Consider the following 15,572-nt stretch of genomic DNA (forward strand, 5'->3'; position numbering starts at 1 on the left):
CGATCGAAAAAAAAGCTCAGATCTCATCCTTCACCTCGCCGCAGATCACCAAATCGGGCCAGCGCTCATCCCAGGCTTCGACTTCATCCTGCGCATGGGAATGATGGAAGCGCTCGCCCATGCACTCCATCTTGTTAGCGGCGGCCCACATGAATTCAGCCAACGCACGGATGGCTTTCGGATCGGCAGAAATGGAAAACTCAGTCAGTTCGAGCAAGCCCTGCTCGTTGATCGGTTCACCCTTGGGATATGCAAATGCGCGCATGAGCTCTAACGTTTTTTCTCATTGGCCGGCGACGGCAGGGCACCGCAGGGCCAGAATGGAATGAGGCCCGAAGATGGTTTGCCCTTGTGGGTCTGCTTGAGTGTCTGATTGAGCGATGAGTTAGGCATTGCTGCGTGCTTGCTTTGGTTTGGGTAGCAGCTTTCCCGAGCGAGACTTTCGGGCAAGTAGCAGCCGCTCCGCAAGCTCCGTGACAACCCACTCCTCTGCAATGAGTGAGCCGGAGAAGTGACTGACGACCATCTCGCGCCAGACGATCGCTTGGCCTGTCCCAGGGAACCCCTTGAAGGCCCCTGTGTGGGTTGCGCGCATCGTTCTCTGCCAGCCCACAGTGTCTGAGGACTCAAAGAAGAAGAGCACTTCCACACTCAGGTCAGAAAACGCACTCCGATACAGCTCGACAACGGATCGGACCAACGCCGGCCCGCCTCGAACGTCTTGATCCGTGAGGTGAACCACGTAGTCAGGGGCGAAGTACTTGCCTACAGCCTCGAGTTGGCCCTCGCGAAAGAGCGCGGACGTGGCACTGAGGATCTGATCTCGAGCGGTCTGGTTCATGCGCAGTGAAGGGTATGGTTCGATGCCTGAGGTAAAGATGACCGGCGCCTTGCCGCAAGGTGACCGAGTGGACCGACCTGTCAGGCCGCATCTCAGCCTTCATACAGACCCCTAGCGCTGGTGGCCTCACCGTCCTTCGACCAAGGGAACCGCCACCCGCGTTCGATGAGATCAGCACCCGGGCTGCAAGGAGCCGCGTTCCGAGTATTGTTGCTTGCCATCTAACTTCGCCGTAAATATTCCCCGGGCTCGCGCTCAATGCCTTCCCCCCCCCCCAAAAAAAAAGAAAAAGCTGACTTCGGCGCCCCACTCACCTCCGGGCGGCCTTGCCCTTGGGCCTCGCTTCGACCGAGGTCTTCGGCCTCACTTGCCGGTGAAGACGGACTGCACCTTGGCGTTATCAACGTACTTCTGCAGCAATCCCATGCCCGCATTGATATTCTTGTCTGTCATGAGTTCCTGCATTGCCAACTGACCCAGCACGGAGAACGCAGACTGAAAGGCGATAGGCCCGACAGCGTCTACCGCTGCCTTCGCTTCTTTGGGGCAAGCTTCAATGATCAACCTGTTGAACAGGGCGCCAGAGACACGAGAGGAGTCTTCAGGGGCTGAAGGGTTGATGCTTGAGATCGCCTTCATTTCGGGGTGTGCGCCCATGGCGACGAACAGCCAACGAGCCAGGTCCTTTCGATCCTTGCCTGAGGTGTTGTCAGCCAAGCATTTTCCAAAGGCATCAACGCTGGGCTGAGCATGGGCGACTGCAGCTGCGGCAGCGAGCACCAGGAAGATCAGGGGTCGTTTCATGGTCTGTGAGCTCAGATTGAGGTTTGGAATTGGCTTCGATTGTGAGGCCGAGCGTGAAAGTGAGCGGACGCCGAAGGCGGTCCGCTGCAATGACAGCTTGTGCGTTGCGCGTGAAAGGCTGCCAGATTCAATGAGCATGCTTGGCCTCGTAGTCGTGCAGCGCTTCCGCCAATCCCGCCGCAACATCGTCACAGTCTTTGCGCCAAAGGTAGTCCGTGTCTTGGCGCGTGATGACAACCGTGCAACGAAGCCTCGACCTTTCCCCGTCCCACTTGAGCAAGACAACGGCTCCTTGCGCTTGAGCATTCTCAATCTGCGGAATGAAACGGTCGATCATCTCGGTCACCAATCTAGCGACGCACAACGTTTGACATGAGAGACGTGACCCGGCTTGCCGGGGCACGTCCGCTCGGCGGAAGGGTTGGGTGGTCTCGGAGGCAAACATTTGGCTACCGCCGAATCTTTGTTGTCGAGACTGGTGATGCAAGAACTCTGAGTTCGGTCCGAAGTTCGCTTGCTGTCACCTGGAGTTCCTTTAGCCTTTCGACAGGGACCTGTAGCTTCGGGTCGCTTTCGGCTGCGATAGATGCAACGACCCAGAGGTACATCTTCTCGATCTTCACGAGATCACGAGAGGTGAACTCGGATCGTGCTTTCTCTCGAGCGCCAGCATATATATCTATGACTGCATCTGCGCTGATGTCTCCACCACTACGAGCAAGGCCCTTGATCCCTTCATTGAATATGCGCGATGTGTTGTATGTCGCAGCACCGTAGGCGCCAGTCGCCAATAGGACTCCAAGACCAACCCATGTAGCAATTTGCGCAAACAGTTCCATCGCGTTCCTTAGGCCCGTTGTCGGGCTATGTCAGCAAAGACGCCCAATGTTGAAGCTGAGGGGTCGCAGCCAGCTGGCCGCGAGGTGCTGAAAATACAGAGCCAGCATAACGCGGCCAGCTGGCGGAGGTCCACGCGAGCGAAGGGTTAGGCGTCATTTCGAAACCGGAGGCAGACTTCCTCAACTTGGCGACCGCCGAGTTCAAACTGCTTTTCGCTGCCTTCGACGTGCGAGAACCCACAGCTCTTGTAGAAACTGACTCCGCGCTCGTTCCGGCCAATGACCCATAGTGAGACTTCGACATAGCCACGGGCACGTAGCTCCAGGAGGGCTTGAGCCATGAGCGCGCGACCGACGCCCTGACTCCACGATTGCGGCTCGGCGTAGAGCGCCCAGATTTCGCCTTGCTCTGGAGACGCTTGCTCGTGGCGCCAGTGGCCGTAGCTGATGAAGCCGACGACGCTGTCGTTTCGGAGCGCAACGAGCGTCTTGGACTCTTGCTTCTGGAGTATGTCCTCCCACCGAAGCGCCCGATCCTCGACGGAAAGTTGGTCCAGGAACGCTTGGTCGAGGATGCCAGCGTAGGCCGCTTGCCAAGAGCGGATGTGGACTTTGGCGATGCCGGACGCGTGCTCTCGAGTGGCAGGAGCGATGTTCATGATGCCTAACGTGTTCTCGGGCGACAGACCATGACGAATAAACCAGAGGCCTGCTGCATAAAATTGGTCTGGAGAAGCGTCGCAAGCCCTTGAATTTCTTAGGAAGTGAACTCGACTAACTGTTTAGTCATACAGCATTAAATATCGCGCAAAAAAGGCGGGCCTGTTACAAATTGCCAGGGCGAGGTTCGCCTGCGGCCCGGTGCAAAAGAAATCGGAGCGTATGTTGCCAGCAATTCCTGGTGTTAGGTCGGCTTGCCGGCGACGGCGTGCATCATGGGTTGCAGGGCCATGCTGGCTCAGGGCTTCAGGATCAGGTTCGCGCCAGGCCCTGGCCCAAGCGCGCCAAGGCCTGCCGATGCGGCATGAAGAACCTTCGGGTCTGGTCCATCAAAGAAGCTCGGGCCTGCAGGCCGCTGAGTGCGAAGGTCTGTGCCGGCAGGGCCAGGCTGCCGGCCGCGCTCGCCGGGAACCTCCCCATGCCCGCAAGCAGGCAATACCAGGAGGGGCGTTGATACATCAGCGCGGCCTCGTGCCGGCTCAATGCGGCATCGAAGTCGGCACCCTGGTCCCAGGCCCTTAGCAGCTCAGCCAGTCGATCGGAGCAGGGCTTGAGCGCCCGGTTGGCGCGCCAGTAGTCGCTGTCTTCGCGGGTGTTGAGCAGGTAATGCGTCTGCACATACTCCAGCACGCCGTCGAACATCTGGTTGATCTCGGCGTTGTAGCGCTGGCGCAAGTCTTCCATCGTGCCGCTGCCGCCCCCCGATTGCAGCGCCTCGATCAGGTGCTGCACCGAGAACTGAATCAGCATCAACGCCGTGGCCTCCAGCGGCTCGATGAAGCCTTGGGACAAGCCGATGGCTACGCAGTTGTGGCGCCAGTGTCGGGCCACTCGGCCCACGCGCATCTTGAGTCGCCGGGCGTTGGCGCCCTCGGCCGCCGGGCCCAGGTGGGCGCGCAGGGCGGCTTCCGCCGCGTCGTCGCTGATGAAATCAGAGCTGTAGACGTAGCCGTTGCCGTAGCGGCTGCTCAGGGGAATCTGCCAGGCCCAGCCGTGGCCCAGGGCGGTGGAGGTGGTCTCGGACGGGATGTCCTGATCGGGCTCCAGCGCCGTGGGGATGGCGATGGCGCGGTCGTTGAAGAGCCGGTCGCCCCAGGGGATGAAGGGCTCGCCCAAGATCTCGTTGATCAACAAGCCGCGGAAGCCGCTGCAGTCGATGAAGAAGTCGCCTTCTAGACGCTGGCCGCTGTCTTGCAAGCGCAGTGCCGTGATGTCGCCGGTTTCGGCGTGGCGCTCCACGGCGGCCACGGTGTCCACGCAGTGCTGCAGGCCCAGTTGCTCCTGCGCATGGCGTTTCAGAAAGGCGCCGAGCAGGCCGGAGTCGAAGTGATACGCGTAGTCGGTCGCCGGGCTGTGCTCGGGCTGGCTGTAGACGGGCGCGCGACGCTGACGCGCCAGTTCAGCGGCAAGAAAGAAGTCTGCCGGGTTGGCGTCCACATCCTCGCCGCGGCGGCGCAGGTTCGCCTGCTGGATGAAGGCCTGGCCGAGCGGACGGTCGGCTTCGTTGAAGAAAGGGTGGACATAGCTTTCGTAGCCCGGCTGCGTGGACCAGCCGGGGAAGCGGATGCCGGCTTTGTAGCTGGCGTGGCAGGCGGGCATCCAGTCGCGCTCTTCCAGGCCGAGCTGGCGGAAGTAGTCGCGCAGATAGGGTGTTGAGCCTTCGCCCACGCCGATGGTGCCGATCTCGCTCGATTCGACCAGGGTGTAGCGGCAGGCCGGGCCCAGCTGGCGCGCCAGCAGGCAGGCCGTCATCCAGCCTGCGGTGCCGCCGCCGACGATGATGAAATGGGGCGCTGCAGCGGGCGAGGGTGTGCTCATGAAGAGGAAGGGGTAGAAGGGAGAGAGGGCTTAGGCCGCGGCGGAGCAGCGGCTTCATGTCCAGGCAAGGCCAGGCGGACTTCGAAGCCGCCTTGCGGATGGTTGCGAAAGCGCAGGCTGCCGCCGTGGTCAGCGACGATGTCGCGCACGATGGACAGGCCCAGGCCCAGGCCTTCCCCGCGCAGCTTGGAGCCATGGTCCAGCCGGGTGTAGGGTTGACCGAGCTTGGCCAGGGCGCTTTCGGGCACGCCGGGGCCATGGTCGCGCACGGTCAGCAAGACCTGACCCTCTTCTGCGCTGCCGGGCTCGCCCGAGGCCATCTCCAGCTCGGTGCGGTGCTGCTGGGCGCCGGCGCCGTAGAACATGGCGTTGTCCAGCAAGTTGCCGAGCGCGCGCTTGAGGGCCAGGGGCTTGCCGAAGACGGTCAGGGGCAGTTCTTTCAGCTCGATTTGCTGGCCGGTCATGCGCGCGTCGCGCACCATCTTCTGCAGCACCAGGTCGATGCGCACGGGCGCGCGGTTCTCGTGGATGTCGGTGTCCTTGACGATCTGCAGCGCGGTCTTGACCATCATGTCCAGCTCGTCCAGGTCCTCGTGAAACTCGTCCTGCACGGCGGGGTCGTCGAGCAGCTCACTGCGCAGACGCAGCCGTGTGATGGGCGTGCGCAGATCGTGCGAGATGGAGGCGAACAGGCGCTCCCGGTCGCTGAGGTAGCGGCGGATGCGTTCCTGCATGTCGTTGAAGGCCTGGATGGCGCGGCGCACCTCCGAGGTGCCGCTCAGGCGCAGCGGCTGCGGCGTGGTGCGGTGGCCGACCAAGGCCGCGGCCCGGCTCAGGCCGCGCAGCGGGCGGGTCAGCGCGCGCGCAGCGATCACGGTCAGGATCAGGGCCAGGCACAGGGTCAGCAGCTGTGGGGCCAGGCGTTGCCAGGTGAAGAAGTCCAGCTGCTCCAGAAAATAGGGGTCGGGCATGGCGCTGCTGAGGTAGACCCATTGCCCCGGTTCTGTCTCCACCTGGATGACCAAAAAAGGCGCCGGCCGCTCGCTGGCCAGCAGGGAGGGGTCGACCCAGCTGTCGGGCAGGTCGGCCAGCAGGGCGCCGCTGGGCGCCACCTTCAGGCCTTGCGGCGAGGCCAGGGCGACACGAATGGGCGTGCCGGGCGCCAGCTGAGCGCTGATCTCCTGGCGCACGATGGCTTCCACCGAGCGTGCCAGTGGCAGATCGGGCAGGGCTCGCGTCGCCACTTCGCCCTTGTTCAGAAAGACCAGGAAGCGCGTGCCGCCCATGGTGCGGAGCTGCTCGATCACCAGCGGTCGGTAGGGCGCCGGCAGCTCGCGCAGGGCGCGCAACGCGCCCAGCACGCCGCTGGCCACATGGTGGGCGGCCAGCTCGGCCTGGCGCCGGGTGCGCTGCTCCACCTGGCGATACCAGAGCAGATTGACCAGCAGCTGCACGATCAGCAGGCCGGCCAGCATGGCCAGGGTGAAGCGGCCCTGCAGGCTGTCGAACCAGAAGCCGACGCTGCGGCGCGGCCAGCTCTGGGTGTCGTTCAGCCCCGCGGCTTCATAGCGCATGCGAGGCGTTGACCGTGGTGGCAAAAACATAACCGGAGCCCCGAACGGTCTTGATCAGGGCCGGCTGCTTGCCGTCGTCTTGCAGGCGCTGGCGCAGGCGGCTGACCTGCACATCGAGCGAGCGGTCCAGCGGTCCGAGGTCGCGGCCGCGTGTCACCTCGGCCAGGCGGCTGCGGTCCAGCACCTCGCCGGGGTGCTCCACCAGCAGCTTGAGTAGCTGGAAGTCCATGCCCGAGAGGGCCGAGGCAGCGCCCTCGGGGTCGATCAGGCTGCGCTCCAGCACATCGAGGGTGAAACCGTTGAAGCGGAAGTAGCGCGGCGTCTGGTTGCGCTCCTGGCCGCTGCGGCGGTGGATGGCCTTGATGCGGGCCAGCAGCTCGCGCGGGTTGAAGGGCTTGCCGATGTAGTCGTCGGCGCCCAGCTCCAGGCCGACGATGCGGTCGGTCTCCTCGGCGCTGGCGGTCAGCATGATGACGGGCACGTCGGAGCGGCGGCGCACCGCCTGGCACAGGGCGAAGCCCTCGGTGTCGGGCAGCATGACGTCGAGAATGCACAGGCTGATCTCGTCACGGAAACGCTCGAATTCGGCCATGAAGCTGGCGCCGTCGTGGGCCAGGCGCACCTCGTACTGGTTCTTCTCGAGGTAGGTCTTGAGCAGGGTGCGGATCTTCTGGTCGTCGTCGACGAGCAGGATGGTGCGGGTCATGGCAGGGCTTTCGGGGGGCGCGGGCCGAGTGCGCGCAACAGCGCCTGAAGGCGGCGCTGCGCGGCGGCGGGGGTCTGGTTGGGGTCGAGGGCGAAGCGGTGCACGGTTTCGATGAAGGCGTTCTTGCCGACCTCATCAAAAGCCATGCGGTGCACCAGGCTGGGCACGCGCGGCGTGCCGGGGTTGGCGAACAATCGGTAGGAGCGTTGGGCGCAGAGGTCCAACTCGTCCACCGGCACATCGCGCCGCACCGGCACCGAGCCCTTGATGCGGTTGTAGCTGATCTGCAGCGTGGCGTTGCCCAGCAACTCGGCCATGCGCTCTTGTGCCGGCTGCTTGCTGCCGTCGCCGGCCAGCATGGCCAGGGTGTCGATGCTGAAGAGATGGGCTTGCGCCGTGCCGGGCACGGCCTTGCATTCGAAGTCGCGCCCGCCTTCCTGGCCGAGTGCGCCGAGCTCGCCACGCACCCAGTCGCCGCTGATCAGCATGGCCGTGCGGCCGGCGGCAAAGTCGGCCACCAGCTCGGTCCAGCGGCGCTCGCCGGGGTTGGCGTTGCCGACCTGATTGCTGCCGCTGCCTGTACTGACCGGCGCGGCCAGATTGCGCCATTCGCGCAGGCGCTTGAAGCTGCGCTCCAGGGCCGGGTCGTCAAAGGCCTGCAGGTCGCGCTGCACCACCATGCGCTGGTAGAGCGCCGGGCCGGCTTCGCCGAGCAGCATGGCCTCGAAGACCGTGGCCACCTGCCAGGGCTCATCGCTGAAGCCCACGGGGGTGATGCCGGCCGAACGCAGGGCGCTGGCCGCACGCATGACGCCGGCCCAGTCGCTGGGCGGCTCGATCTTGAGCTGGCGGAACAGGGCCAGGTTGAGGTAGAGGTTGTTGATGCGGTGGATGCCCAGGGGCGCGGCCACCACATGCTCGCGCACATTGAGCTGGCTCATGACCTGGGGAAACAGGGTGCTGCGCCAGTCGCGGCGTTGGGCCACGCCGTCCAGGCGCAAGAGCAGGCCCAGCTCCGCCCACTCGCGCAGGGCCTGGCCGTTGAGCTGGGCGACCTGCGGCGCTTGGCCGCGCAGGGTGCGCTCGTTCAGCACCTTGATGGCGCCACCGCCGCCGCCGCCGGCCACGGCGCCGTCGACCCAGCGCAAGCCCTGCTCGGCCATGCGGGCCGCCACCAGGTCCGCTGCGGCCCGCTCGCCGGCCGAGGTCCACCAGTGCAGGACGTTCAGGTCCTGGTTGGCCGGCAAGGCACTGGCAGCCGGCGCCGTGGGCGCGGCGCTCAGCGGCTGCAGCATGGCGAAGGAAGCGACAAGAGCGAGCATGAGCCGCATCTTGCCCTGCAGGCGCGCGGCGCAGGCCTTGCTTTTGTTGGACTTCGGTGAGCTTGTGTAAGGCACGGGCGGGCGGCGCGATGGCGGTTGTGACAATTGTTCCTCGCGCCGCAGGCCTTGGCGATTGGGGCTTTCGCGGCGTTCCGGGTGGTGTCCACCGCGGACTTTGGGCGCGCCATGTTAAGTAAGGTAACAAGCGCTGGAATCAGCGGGAAAAGTGGGCCTGGACTGGCGCGCCCATTCCATCGGTGCTGCCGGTCTTTAGCGGCCACGCCGCGCCCAGGGTCAGTGGCTGCCGTCGTGCGATTGCGTTACGTGAGCCGAGCGCCTATCGTGGCCAGCATGTCGGCCAGGGTGGGTGTGCGCGCGCTGACCGGTGCGGTGTGGCCGGGCGTGTGTGCAGGCTCACTCGGGACCGTGCTCCGAAGGCGCGCCGGTCGCGCCGAGGCGAGGGCCAGGGTGCTGGATGACACCGAGCCCGCGTTGCTTGAAGCTGCTCCTTGCCTGCGAGTGCGTCCTCCGCCAATGTGGACGTACTCGCAGGTTCTTTCTTTTTCCTCGGGTTCAGGCAGGCTGCTCAGCCGGCCTCACTGGGCGTGGTCGTCTTCCAGTTCGTCGTGCTCGTCATCGAGCTCGTCGTTGTCCAGTACGGCCACTTCGGCGTACTGCACGCCGTGCAGCTGGTGGCGATAGGCGAGGTGCGCATGACGGCCGGTGGCTTCATGGTCGCCCTCGTCGTCAGCGGCTGCGGCGGCCAGGTGGTGATCGGCTGCGGCCGAGAAATGCCGTGCCGCCAGGCGGTGGTAGTCGGCCACCGATTCGAAGTCTTGCTCCAGCAGTTCCGTGCTGGCGTCGACGGGCAGGTCTTGCTTCAGGTCTTGGCTCATGGGGCTTCTTTCTTTCCGTTCGCTCGGTTGAGATGCAGTGCGGAGGGTTGCGCGCCGCCGGCGGCAAACCAGCGGGCGCATACCCAGCATCACGTGGCGATGTGAAGCCTTGGTGACAGGCCTGTACAGCCCCTCAGGACACGGGCTGCTGCGCGTCCAGGTAGCTCAGCGCCGCCGCGCGGGCGGTTTCAAAGGCCTGGCGGAAGGCCTGCAGTTCGGCTGAATAATCGGCCGAATTAGCGGAGGAATCAGCGTCGAGCGTGTCGCCGGCCTTGTCGCTGCAGACCCGCTCCAAAGCGCCGGCCCGCTCGCTCAACTCGGCCATGCCGAGGTAGCCCGAGGGGGTGCCGCTGGCATGGGCCAGCTGGCGCCAGCCGTCACGGTCCGCGTCGTCCAGCGCGAGGATGCGCAGCTGGGTGTCGGCGAGAAAACGGCGCAAGAGCGCCTGGAAGCGGCTCGCCTCCTTGAAGCGGCTTTGGCCGACGGCAGCATCGAAGCCGGGCGCTTCGCGCGGGGGCTCTGCAGGCGTTGGCCGGTCTGCCGTGGCTGAGTCACCCTGGCCGTCGCTGGCCCGGCCCATCAGCTGGTTGATCTTGCCCACCAGCTCGTCGACGTTGAAAGGCTTGGCCACGAAGGCGTCCATGCCGGCGTCGAGTGCGGCCTGACGCTGCTGGCTGAAGGCGCCGGCGGTCAAGGCGATCACCTTCAGGTGCTGCAGCTGCGGTGTGGCGCGGATTTTCTCGGTCGCGGCATAGCCGTCCATGACGGGCATCTGCACATCCATCAGCACCACGTCGACGCTGTCCGGCTGGCCCAGCAGCTGGGTGATGGCATCCAGGCCGTCTAGCGCCTGAGTGACGACGGCGCCTTCGCCGAGCAGGATGTCCTGGGCGACGTCGCGGTTGATCTCGCTGTCGTCGGCCAGCAGGATGCGCAGGCCCTTCAGTCGATGCAGCTGCGGTGCGGCCGGCTTGCTGGTGAGCAGGGCACCGCGCCGGTTCTTGGCGTCCAGCACCGCGTTGTAGAGCCCGGAGGCAGTGACCGGCTTGGTCAGCACCGCGTCGATGAGCTCGCTGCCGGCTTGGTCGCGCAGGCGGTCGCGGTCAAAGGCTGTGACCATGATGATGATCGGTGCGTCGGGCTCTTCCGGCTGGCCGGGCTCATGGGGCTTGCCGCCGTGCTCCTGCTCTTGCTGCTCGCGGATCAGCATGGCGGCGGCCAGGCCGTCGACCACCGGCATGCGCCAGTCGAGCAAGATCACGTCATAGGGCAGCTGCGGCGCCCGCTCATGCAGGAGCTGCAGGGCCTGTTGAGCTGAGTCGGCGCTGTCGGCGTACCAGCCCAGGCTTTGCGCGGTGTTGCACATCACTTGGCGGGCCACGGCGTGGTCGTCGGCGATCAGCACGCGCTGGTGCACCATGGCGGGCAAGGAGCTCTCACCCACCTCGCTCAGCTGGAAGGGCAGGCTGACCGTGAAGGTGCTGCCGCGGCCCAGCTCGCTGCGAACGGTGATGCTGCCGCCCATCAGCTCGGCGAGCTGGCGGCTGATGGTCAGGCCCAGGCCGGTGCCGCCGAAGCGCCGGGTGGTCGAGCTGTCGGCCTGGCTGAAGGCGTGGAAGATGCTGTTCAGTTTGTCCGGGCTGATGCCGATGCCGCTGTCCTGGACACTGAACTCCAGCTGGATCCAGTCGGTGCCCCGTTCCGCAGGCGCTGCCAGGCGCCGGACATGGACCACGACCTCGCCCGCAGGTGTGAACTTGATGGCATTGCTGGCCAGATTGGTCAGCACCTGCCCGAGTCGCAAGGCATCGCCCTTGAGGAACAGGGCACCGGCCGGCGCGGCGCCGACCAGCACCTCCACCGGCTTGTTGCCTACGGCCGTAGCCATCAAGCTGGCCAGCTGGTCCAGCACATCGTCGAGCCGGAAGGGCATGGACTCGATGTCCAGGCGGTGCGCCTCGATTTTGGAGAAGTCCAGGATGTCGTTGATGATGGCCAGCAAGTTGTTGCCGGACAGCTCGATCTTGCGCACCATCTGCAGCACGCCGGCCTCCAGGGGCTGGCGTTGCAGCAGGTAGCACATGCCCAGGATGGCGTTCATGGGCGTGCGAATTTCATGGCTCATATTGGCCAGGAACTCGCTCTTGGCCTGGTTGGCGGACTGCGCCTGTTCGCTGCGTTCGAGCAGTTCGAGATTGAGCTCCTGCAGGCGCAGCTGGGCTTGCTTCAGCGCGCTGACATCGGTGACCAGCACGAAGAAGCCGCGCACATGGCCGCCGTCGAGGTCGGGGATGAAATGCACCCAGACCTCGCGGCTGTGGCCGTCGGCATCGAGCAACTGGCGTTCGAGCTGCTGCGGCTCGCCCTGCAGCACGCGTTCCACAAAGGGCTGGTACCAGGCATAGCGTTCTTCGCCGAGCAGCTCGCGCATGGACCGGCCCTGCAGTTCGGTCTGGCCCAGGCCCAGCCAGGTCTTGAAGGCGGCGTTGGCAAAAGCGCAGCGCAGGTCGGGCGTGCAGTAGAGGATCATGCCGGGCACGATGTCCAACAAGCTGTGCAGAAAGCGCTCGTCGCGCTGCAGTTGCTGGCGTTGTGCGGTGATTTCGCTGATGTCGTGCACGACCACGTAGAAGCCCTGCACCTCACCGTTCAACCAGTCCGGCAGGTAGTGGGTCAGGGCATGCCGCATGCGCTCGCTGCCGGGGATGCGGAAGCTGCGTTCGAAGGTCTGGGCTTCGCCGCGCAGGGCGGCTTCGATGTGCTGGCGGTTGGCTTCGAACAGCTTTGGCCCGAGCAGGGCGGAAATGTGCTGGCCCGGCAGGGCTTTGGGGTCAACGCCGAACCAGCTGGCGTAGGCATGGTTGGCCACCTGGTTGAGCAGCTGCTTGTCCCAGTAGCCGATCATGGAGGGCAGGGCGTCGATCACGCTGCGCAGGCGTCGGCGGGCAGTCTCCAGCTCCTGGGTGCGCGTCTGGACCTGATCCTCCAGGCTGGCGTTGAGCTGAAGGATGCGCGCCTCGGCCCGCTTTTGCTCGCTGATGTCGCGCACGATCTTGGCCGCACCGACCACGCGCTGCGCCGCATCATGGATCGGGGATACGGTGACCGAGACGTCGATGCGCGAACCATCGGCGCGCTGGCGCACGGTGACGAAATGCGGGATCGGCTCGCCACGTGCAATGCGGGCCAGGATGTCACGCTCCTCGTCCTGCAACTCGGGCGGCACGATCAGCTCGCCCAGGGAGCGGCCGATCGCCTCGCCAGCCGAGTAGCCGAAGATGCTTTCGGCGGCTGGATTCCAGCTCTTGACGTGGCCCTCCAGGTCCTTGCTGACAATGGCATCGGTGGAGTCGGCCACGATGGTGGCCAGATGGGCCGCGTTGGCAGCGGCTTGCTGCTTGCGCTGGCGGTTGCTGGCCAGCAAATGCGTGAGCAAGGCCAAGAGCGCGGCGATGCCGACCAGGCCGGCGCCGACCAGCTTCGGCTCGACAAAGTTGCGCTGAAGCAGGAAGTCAGGCTGCGCCCTGACCTCTAACAGCCATTGGCGACCGAACTCCTGCAGCGGCATGCGCAAGCTGAGCCCGGCCGCAGCGACGGCTCCTGGCTTGGAATCGTAGAAGGGCAGGGGCTCGGGTGAAGCCTCGGCATCCAGCAGGCGCAGGGCGAAGCTGTTGCGGTGGAAATCCAGGCCGGCCAGCACCTCCTCCAGCAGCAGCGGTGCATAGGCCAGACCCTGGACTTCGGCCTGGCGCTCCGCCACGGTGGCCGGGGTGCTGCCGCTGCGAAAGATCGGCAACATGAAGAGCAGGCCTTGGCCGGGCTGGCCACTGGCTTGCAGCAAGGTGACGGGCCGGGTCAAGGTGGCCTGGCCACTGGCCACGGCGGCCAGAGTGGCTTCGCGTCGCGTCGCCTCGGAGGCGATGTCCAAGCCCAAGGCGGCTGCGTTGCGCGCCTCCGGCTCGATGAACTGAATCACCCAACGTTCGCTTTGATTGGGGCTGAGCGCCTGGATGTGGAAATCAGGCCGGCCGTCGAGCTGGATGCGGCGCAGAAAGGCCGCTTCTTGATGCGGCAGCAGGCGCCGTATCAGGCCGAAGCCGCGGGCACCGGGAAACTCGCGCTCCAAGTCGCGGGAGCGCATGTATTCCTGAAAGCCCTCGCGGTTGAGTCGGTCCAGCCCGGCTGCCAGCGCCGCACCACGGGCGCCCCGCAGCCCGAACTCGTAGCTGCGCAGGCGGTCCTTAACCTGGCCCAGTGCTTGCTGAGACAGCTCGGAGAAGTGGGTCTGTGCCTCGGTCGCTTGCTGACGCTGCAAAGCAACGGTGCCGACCCATGCCAGCACGCAGCCGCCCAGCAGCACAGCCAGCGCCAAGGCCCTGGACTTGTTGCCATGCTTCATATCCGCTCCCTGCGGCCGGCCTTGGGTGCTCTGACCGCTGGAGCGAGACTAACTCAATTCGTGTCGTGAGGGGCTGGACGCAGCAGTCGGCTCAAGGCCCAGCTTGCCAGACTGCCGAGCAAGAGCCCTAGGGCGTCGGCCAGCAAGTCAGGCCATTCGCCACTGCGTCCGGGAACCAGGCCTTGCAGCACTTCGATCGCAGCGCCATAGGCCAGCAAGGCCAGAAGCACGGCAAACGTGCGCCGCGGCCAGGCCAGGCGCCCGAGCAAACCGAGGGTGGCGAAGGCACTGAGATGGTTGAGCTTGTCCCAGCCCAAGTTCATCTGCTTGGGCGGCGCCGGGCTCAGGGCCAGCCAGCTGATCACGAGGATCAGCAGCAACATGAGCCAGGCCAGGCCGCGCTGGACATCAGGCCGGTCGAGCAGGGCGGCAGTTGGGGTGGCGGGTGAGTTCACGGGAGTGCTTGCATCAAGCGAGGCCAGAAACAACAAAGCCCAGCTCTTGCGAACTGGGCTTTGCGGATTTTATGGATGGTGCCGGAGAGATGAATCGAACACCCGACCTTCTCATTACGAATGAGCTGCTCTACCGACTGAGCTACACCGGCATCAAGCCCGAGATTCTAGCAGGGTTTATTTGGCCGAATCAAGGTGGTAGGCGGTCACGCGCTCGACTTCATTCTTGGAGCCCAGCACCACGGCCACGCGCTCATGCAACTGCGTGGGGGTCAGGTCCATGATGCGCTGGCGGGCGTTGGTGGCCGCGCCGCCGGCCTGCTCCACCAGGAAGGCCATGGGATTGGCTTCGTACATCAGGCGCAGCTTGCCGGCCTTGTTGGGTTCGCGCTGGTCCCAGGGGTACATGAAGACACCGCCGCGGGTCAGGATGCGGTGCACATCGGCCACCATGGAGGCGATCCAGCGCATATTGAAGTTCTTGCCGCGCGGGCCTTCTTCGCCGGCCAAGCATTCGTCGATGTAACGCTTTACTGGGGCATCCCAGTGCCGCATGTTCGACATATTGATGGCGAACTCCTTGGTGTCCTCGGGGATCTTCACGCCTTCTTGCGTCAGCACAAAGCTGCCTTGCTCACGGTCCAGGGTGAACATGGCCACGCCGGCACCGAAGGTCAGCACCAGGGTGGTCTGCGGGCCGTAAACGCAGTAGCCGGCGGCCACTTGCTGATGGCCCGGCTGCAGGAAGTCGTCTTCCGACACGCCCTTGCTGCCCTCGGCCTTCTTGAGCACCGAGAAGATGGTGCCGATGGAGACGTTGACGTCGATGTTGGATGAGCCGTCCAGCGGGTCAAACATCAGCAGGTATTCGCCCTTGGGGAAGCGGTTGGGCACCAGGTAGATGCCTTCCATTTCCTCGGAGGCCATGGCCGCCAGATGGCCGCCCCATTCATTGGCCTCGATCAGCACCTCGTTGGCGATGATGTCGAGCTTCTTCTGGATCTCGCCCTGCACGTTCTCGCTGCCGGCCGTGCCCAGCACCTCGCCGAGCGCACCCTTGGTGACGCTGATGGCGATGCGTTTGCAGGCGCGCGCCACCACCTCGATCAGGAGGCGCAGCTCCTGCGGGATGTGGCCATGCTGGCGCTGTTGTTCGATCAGGTATTGAGTCAGGCTGATGCGACGTGTCATGGTGACG

At 65.0% G+C, this 15,572-nt stretch carries 14 protein-coding genes and 1 tRNA gene; all 15 read right to left on the minus strand.

Annotated elements, in window-relative coordinates:
* Positions 1-16: 16 nt before the first annotated feature.
* The gene (locus ACQY39_RS10575) at positions 17-265 is read right to left on the minus strand and encodes a hypothetical protein (protein WP_428505996.1); all 249 of its coding nucleotides are present in this window, start codon (positions 263-265) and stop codon (positions 17-19) included.
* A 120-nt stretch (positions 266-385) separates the two neighbouring features.
* Positions 386-841 carry an ester cyclase gene (locus tag ACQY39_RS10580; RefSeq protein ID WP_428505998.1) on the minus strand — a complete coding sequence of 152 codons (456 nt, stop codon included), beginning with the start codon at positions 839-841 and terminating at the stop codon, positions 386-388.
* 363 nt (positions 842-1,204) lie between these two features.
* A complete protein-coding gene (locus tag ACQY39_RS10585; protein WP_428506000.1) occupies positions 1,205-1,645 on the minus strand; it encodes a hypothetical protein in 441 nt (146 codons plus the stop codon).
* Between the two features lie 127 nt (positions 1,646-1,772).
* Positions 1,773-1,982, minus strand: a complete 210-nt coding sequence (locus ACQY39_RS10590; RefSeq protein WP_428506002.1) for a hypothetical protein — start codon at positions 1,980-1,982, stop codon at positions 1,773-1,775.
* A 112-nt stretch (positions 1,983-2,094) separates the two neighbouring features.
* Positions 2,095-2,484: a hypothetical protein gene (locus ACQY39_RS10595; protein WP_428506004.1), complete on the minus strand. Its 390-nt coding sequence runs from the start codon at positions 2,482-2,484 to the stop codon at positions 2,095-2,097.
* Between the two features lie 146 nt (positions 2,485-2,630).
* A complete protein-coding gene (locus ACQY39_RS10600) occupies positions 2,631-3,143 on the minus strand; it encodes an N-acetyltransferase family protein (protein WP_428506006.1) in 513 nt (170 codons plus the stop codon).
* A gap of 313 nt (positions 3,144-3,456) precedes the next feature.
* Positions 3,457-5,022: a tryptophan halogenase family protein gene (locus ACQY39_RS10605; protein WP_428506008.1), complete on the minus strand. Its 1,566-nt coding sequence runs from the start codon at positions 5,020-5,022 to the stop codon at positions 3,457-3,459.
* Positions 5,019-6,596, minus strand: a complete 1,578-nt coding sequence (locus ACQY39_RS10610; RefSeq protein ID WP_428506010.1) for an ATP-binding protein — start codon at positions 6,594-6,596, stop codon at positions 5,019-5,021. Before ACQY39_RS10610 ends, ACQY39_RS10605 begins: the two co-directional genes overlap by 4 nt.
* Positions 6,586-7,302: a response regulator gene (locus ACQY39_RS10615; RefSeq protein ID WP_263519430.1), complete on the minus strand. Its 717-nt coding sequence runs from the start codon at positions 7,300-7,302 to the stop codon at positions 6,586-6,588. Before ACQY39_RS10615 ends, ACQY39_RS10610 begins: the two co-directional genes overlap by 11 nt.
* Positions 7,299-8,624: an ABC transporter substrate-binding protein gene (locus ACQY39_RS10620; protein WP_428506013.1), complete on the minus strand. Its 1,326-nt coding sequence runs from the start codon at positions 8,622-8,624 to the stop codon at positions 7,299-7,301. Before ACQY39_RS10620 ends, ACQY39_RS10615 begins: the two co-directional genes overlap by 4 nt.
* 596 nt (positions 8,625-9,220) lie before the next feature.
* Positions 9,221-9,520, minus strand: coding sequence for a hypothetical protein (locus ACQY39_RS10625; protein WP_428506015.1), 300 nt, complete (start codon positions 9,518-9,520; stop codon positions 9,221-9,223).
* 133 nt (positions 9,521-9,653) lie between these two features.
* The gene (locus ACQY39_RS10630) at positions 9,654-13,919 is read right to left on the minus strand and encodes a PAS domain S-box protein (protein WP_428506017.1); all 4,266 of its coding nucleotides are present in this window, start codon (positions 13,917-13,919) and stop codon (positions 9,654-9,656) included.
* Between the two features lie 53 nt (positions 13,920-13,972).
* Positions 13,973-14,374 (minus strand): VanZ family protein, encoded by a 402-nt coding sequence (locus ACQY39_RS10635; protein ID WP_428506019.1) that lies wholly within the window; start codon positions 14,372-14,374, stop codon positions 13,973-13,975.
* 76 nt (positions 14,375-14,450) lie between these two features.
* A tRNA-Thr gene (locus ACQY39_RS10640) sits at positions 14,451-14,526 on the minus strand.
* Positions 14,527-14,551: 25 nt separating this feature from the next.
* Positions 14,552-15,565 (minus strand): class 1 fructose-bisphosphatase, encoded by a 1,014-nt coding sequence (locus ACQY39_RS10645; RefSeq protein WP_428506021.1) that lies wholly within the window; start codon positions 15,563-15,565, stop codon positions 14,552-14,554.
* Between the last annotated feature and the right edge of the window lie 7 nt (positions 15,566-15,572).

It is taken from the genome of Roseateles sp. (assembly GCF_965262435.1).
GTDB lineage: Bacteria > Pseudomonadota > Gammaproteobacteria > Burkholderiales > Burkholderiaceae_C > Paucibacter_A.

Bases quoted from the DNA above. Each gene is read 5' to 3' on its own strand.
- ACQY39_RS10575 (WP_428505996.1), bottom strand. From the start codon at position 265: ATGCGCGCATTTGCATATCCCAAGGGTGAACCGATCAACGAGCAGGGC.
- ACQY39_RS10580 (WP_428505998.1), bottom strand. From the start codon at position 841: ATGAACCAGACCGCTCGAGATCAGATCCTCAGTGCCACGTCCGCGCTC.
- ACQY39_RS10585 (WP_428506000.1), bottom strand. From the start codon at position 1,645: ATGAAACGACCCCTGATCTTCCTGGTGCTCGCTGCCGCAGCTGCAGTC.
- ACQY39_RS10590 (WP_428506002.1), bottom strand. From the start codon at position 1,982: ATGATCGACCGTTTCATTCCGCAGATTGAGAATGCTCAAGCGCAAGGA.
- ACQY39_RS10595 (WP_428506004.1), bottom strand. From the start codon at position 2,484: ATGGAACTGTTTGCGCAAATTGCTACATGGGTTGGTCTTGGAGTCCTA.
- ACQY39_RS10600 (WP_428506006.1), bottom strand. From the start codon at position 3,143: ATGAACATCGCTCCTGCCACTCGAGAGCACGCGTCCGGCATCGCCAAA.
- ACQY39_RS10605 (WP_428506008.1), bottom strand. From the start codon at position 5,022: ATGAGCACACCCTCGCCCGCTGCAGCGCCCCATTTCATCATCGTCGGC.
- ACQY39_RS10610 (WP_428506010.1), bottom strand. From the start codon at position 6,596: ATGCGCTATGAAGCCGCGGGGCTGAACGACACCCAGAGCTGGCCGCGC.
- ACQY39_RS10615 (WP_263519430.1), bottom strand. From the start codon at position 7,302: ATGACCCGCACCATCCTGCTCGTCGACGACGACCAGAAGATCCGCACC.
- ACQY39_RS10620 (WP_428506013.1), bottom strand. From the start codon at position 8,624: ATGCTCGCTCTTGTCGCTTCCTTCGCCATGCTGCAGCCGCTGAGCGCC.
- ACQY39_RS10625 (WP_428506015.1), bottom strand. From the start codon at position 9,520: ATGAGCCAAGACCTGAAGCAAGACCTGCCCGTCGACGCCAGCACGGAA.
- ACQY39_RS10630 (WP_428506017.1), bottom strand. From the start codon at position 13,919: ATGAAGCATGGCAACAAGTCCAGGGCCTTGGCGCTGGCTGTGCTGCTG.
- ACQY39_RS10645 (WP_428506021.1), bottom strand. From the start codon at position 15,565: ATGACACGTCGCATCAGCCTGACTCAATACCTGATCGAACAACAGCGC.